Raw genomic sequence first — 3,806 nt, 5'->3', positions numbered from 1 at the left:
GAGGTTGCGCTCCTCGTCCTCGTCGAGCCCCTTCGCGCGCAGCGCGGCCGGAGCGGGCGCGGGAGCAGGAGGTGCCGGGGCGGGAGCAGGCTTCGCCAGGGTGGGGGCGGCCTGCGCCGTGACGGCCGCGGACGCGGCGGTGACGCTGACGCCCGGGGCCGGCTGCGGCTGCGCCGCCTCGACCTGCAGGTTGAACAGGAATCCGACGGACTCCTCCTTCAGGCCCTCGAGCATGCCGATGAACATGTCGTAGCCCTCCCGCTGGTACTCGACGAGCGGGTCGCGCTGCGCCATCGCCCGCAGGCCGATGCCCTCCTTGAGGTAGTCCATCTCGTAGAGGTGCTCGCGCCACTTGCGGTCGAGCACCGACAGCAGGACGCGGCGCTCGAGCTCGCGCATGCCGCCCTCGCCGGCGACGGCGTCGATCTCCGCCTCGCGGCGGGCGTACGCGGCGCGCGCGTCCTCCAGCAGGGCCTCGCGCAGTTCCTCGCGGCTGAGGTCCGCGGGCTCGCCGTTCGTGGAGACGGTGAGTTCCTTGTGGTCGATGCCCACCGGGTAGAGGGTCTTCAGCGCCGTCCACAGCTGCTCGAGGTCCCAGTCCTCGACGTAGCCCTCGGCGGTGGCGCCGTCGACGTACGCGGTGACCACATCCGCGATCATGTGCTCGACCTGGCCCTCGAGGTCCTCCCCGCGGAGGATGCGGCGGCGCTCGTCGTAGATGACGGTGCGCTGCTGGTTCATCACCTCGTCGTACTTCAGGACGTTCTTGCGGATCTCGAAGTTCTGCTGCTCGACCTGCGTCTGCGCGCTCTTGATGGCCTTCGAGACCATCTTCGCCTCGATCGGCACGTCGTCGGGCAGGTTCAGGCGGGTCATGATCGACTCGAGCGCCGCGCCGTTGAAGCGGCGCATCAGCTCGTCGCCGAGCGAGAGGTAGAAGCGCGACTCACCCGGATCGCCCTGCCGGCCGGAACGGCCGCGCAGCTGGTTGTCGATACGGCGGGACTCGTGCCGCTCGGTGCCGAGGACGTACAGGCCGCCCGCCGCCCGGACCTTGTCGGCGTCGGCCTTGACCTCGGCGTTGATCCGCTCGATCACCTCGTCCCAGGCCGCCTCGTACTCCTCGGGCGTGTGGACCGGGTCGAGACCCCGCTTGCGCAGCTCCACGTCGGCCAGGATGTCCGGGTTGCCCCCGAGCACGATGTCGGTACCGCGACCGGCCATGTTGGTGGCGACGGTCACCGCGCCGGACCGGCCGGCCTCGGCGATGATCGTCGCCTCCTGCTCGTGGAACTTGGCGTTGAGCACGTTGTGCGGGATGCCGCGCTTGGTGAACTGCTTGGACAGGTATTCGGAGCGTTCGACGCTGGTGGTGCCGATCAGGACCGGCTGGCCCTTGGCGTGGCGCTCGGCGACGTCGTCGACGACGGCCGCGAACTTCGCCTCCTCCGTCTTGTAGATCAGGTCGCCCTGGTCCGCGCGGACCATCGGCTTGTTCGTCGGGATCGGGATCACGCCGAGCTCGTAGATCTGGTGCAGCTCCGCGGCCTCGGTCTCGGCGGTGCCCGTCATGCCGGAGAGCTTGTCGTAGAGGCGGAAGTAGTTCTGCAGCGTGATCGTGGCGAGCGTCTGGTTCTCCGCCTTGATCTCGACGCCTTCCTTGGCCTCGATGGCCTGGTGCATGCCCTCGTTGTAGCGCCGTCCGACGAGGATGCGGCCGGTGAACTCGTCGACGATGATCACCTCGCCGTTGCGGACGATGTAGTCCTTGTCGCGCTGGTACAGCTCCTTGGCCTTGATGGCGTTGTTGAGGTAGCTCACCAGCGGCGAGTTCGCCGCCTCGTACAGGTTGTCGATGCCGAGCTGGTCCTCGACGAGCTCCACCCCCGCCTCGTGCACGCCGATGGTGCGCTTCTTGATGTCCACCTCGTAGTGGACGTCCTTCTTCAGCAGCGGCGCGATCCGCGCGAACTCGGCGTACCACTTGCTCGACGCGTCGGCCGGGCCCGAGATGATCAGCGGCGTGCGGGCCTCGTCGATGAGGATCGAGTCGACCTCGTCGACGATCGCGAAGTTGTGGCCGCGCTGCACGAGATCGTCGAGCGAGTGCGTCATGTTGTCGCGCAGATAGTCGAAGCCGAACTCGTTGTTGGTGCCGTAGGTGATGTCCGCGGCGTACGCGGCGCGCCGCTCGGCGGGCGGGAGGCCGGACAGGATCACCGCGGTCTCGAGCCCGAGGGACCGGTGCACCCGGCCCATCCACTCGGAGTCGCGCTTGGCGAGGTAGTCGTTGACCGTCACCACGTGCACGCCCTCGTCGGCGATGGCGTTGAGGTAGGCGGGCAGCACACAGGTCAGGGTCTTGCCCTCACCGGTCTTCATCTCGGCGATGTTGCCGAAGTGCAGCGCCGCGCCGCCCATGATCTGAACCGGGTAGTGCTTCTGGCCCAGCACCCGCCACGACGCCTCGCGGGCCGTCGCGAACGCCTCGGGCAGCAGCTCGTCGAGGGTCTCGCCGTCCTGGTAACGCCGGCGGAACTCGTCCGTCTTGGCCCGCAACTGCTCGTCGGTGAGCGTCTCGAACTCGGGTGAGAGGGAATCGACGTGGTCGGCGATGTGCTTGAGCCGCTTGACCATGCGACCTTCACCGACTCGGAGCAGCTTCGACAGCGACAGCACGGGCGTGTTCGTCCTCAATCTCGGGTACAGCACGGGCAACGAAAATCCGGCCGAGGCCTGTATCGACCCCGGCCGGATTCCATGGTAGGCGGTCTTTCAGCGAGGTGACGACGGGCGACCGCTCGGCAGGGTGGCGCGCGAGGCGCCGCCGCTCCGCGGTGCGGTCGTCACACCAGCCGGATCAATCCGTAGTCGAACGCGTGCCGGCGGTAGACGACCGAGGGACTGTCGGTCTCCTTGTCGTGGAACAGGTAGAAGTCGTGCCCCACCAGCTCCATCTCGTACAGCGCGTCGTCGACGGTCATCGGCTCGGCCGTGTGCTCCTTCGTGCGCACGATCCGGCCCGGACCTGTGGGCTCGGGCTCGTGCTGTTCCAGCGAGATCTCCGGTGAGATGCCGAGGGAGTCGTCCTTGGCGAGTTGCGCGGTGGCCTCGGCGACCGAGACGGGGGTCTTCTCCCCGTGGTGCACCTTGCGGCGGTCCTTCGTGCGACGCAACCGCGACTCCAGCTTGTCCGTCACAGACTCGAAGGCGGCGTAGAAACTGTCCGCGGACGCCTCCGCGCGCACCACCGGTCCCTTGGCCCGAGCGGTGATCTCGACTCTCTGACAACTCTTCAGCTGCCGGCGATTGCGCTCGTGCTGCAACTCCACATCGAACAGGAAGATCGTCGGGTCGAAACGTTCGAGCCGAGCGAGCTTCTCGGACACGTAGACCCGGAAGTGATCCGGGACCTCGACGTTGCGCCCCTTGACGACGATGTCGGCGCGGGGACCGTTGGACTCCGCAGTACCGGCTTCGGCCTCTGCAGCGGGAACCTTGGACTTCGAAGGGATCGTCACTCGTACCTCCCGAGTACGGCCGGCGCAGCTCGCGCGCCGGCATGATCGACGAGCGCGAAACGCGCTCCGCCCGACACGACGGTCAGGGGCGTTTTGCGCCCGCTACCTGTGTTTTCGGGTCTGAGGGCGACGGTAGTACGGAACGGCGGGGAGTGCCACCGTTCCGTCGAATTTCACGCCGTGGTCACCTCGTGGCAGGACCGATGTCCCCTTTCTCGCGGACCCACGTCCCGCGGCGCAGGGCCCTCCGGCTCGCTACGCGGCGGCGATCACCAGCACCCCGCA

Annotated in this window: 2 protein-coding genes; both read right to left on the bottom strand. The window is 67.9% G+C overall.

The features are described 5' to 3' along the window. Nucleotides 1-2,679 (bottom strand): preprotein translocase subunit SecA (gene secA, locus CQZ88_RS01200; RefSeq protein ID WP_102799127.1); only part of this gene is annotated, 2,679 nt, incomplete at its 3' end. Between the two features lie 167 nt (nucleotides 2,680-2,846). Further along, on the bottom strand, nucleotides 2,847-3,521 hold the full coding sequence (gene hpf, locus CQZ88_RS01195) for a ribosome hibernation-promoting factor, HPF/YfiA family (protein ID WP_006942687.1): 675 nt from the start codon (nucleotides 3,519-3,521) through the stop codon (nucleotides 2,847-2,849). Nucleotides 3,522-3,806: the final 285 nt, after the last annotated feature.

The organism is Rhodococcus sp. ENV425 (assembly GCF_002887785.1).
GTDB lineage: Bacteria > Actinomycetota > Actinomycetes > Mycobacteriales > Mycobacteriaceae > Rhodococcus > Rhodococcus aetherivorans.
Note: the sequence above shows the minus strand (reverse complement) of the source record. Positions and strands in the feature narration are given on the sequence as shown.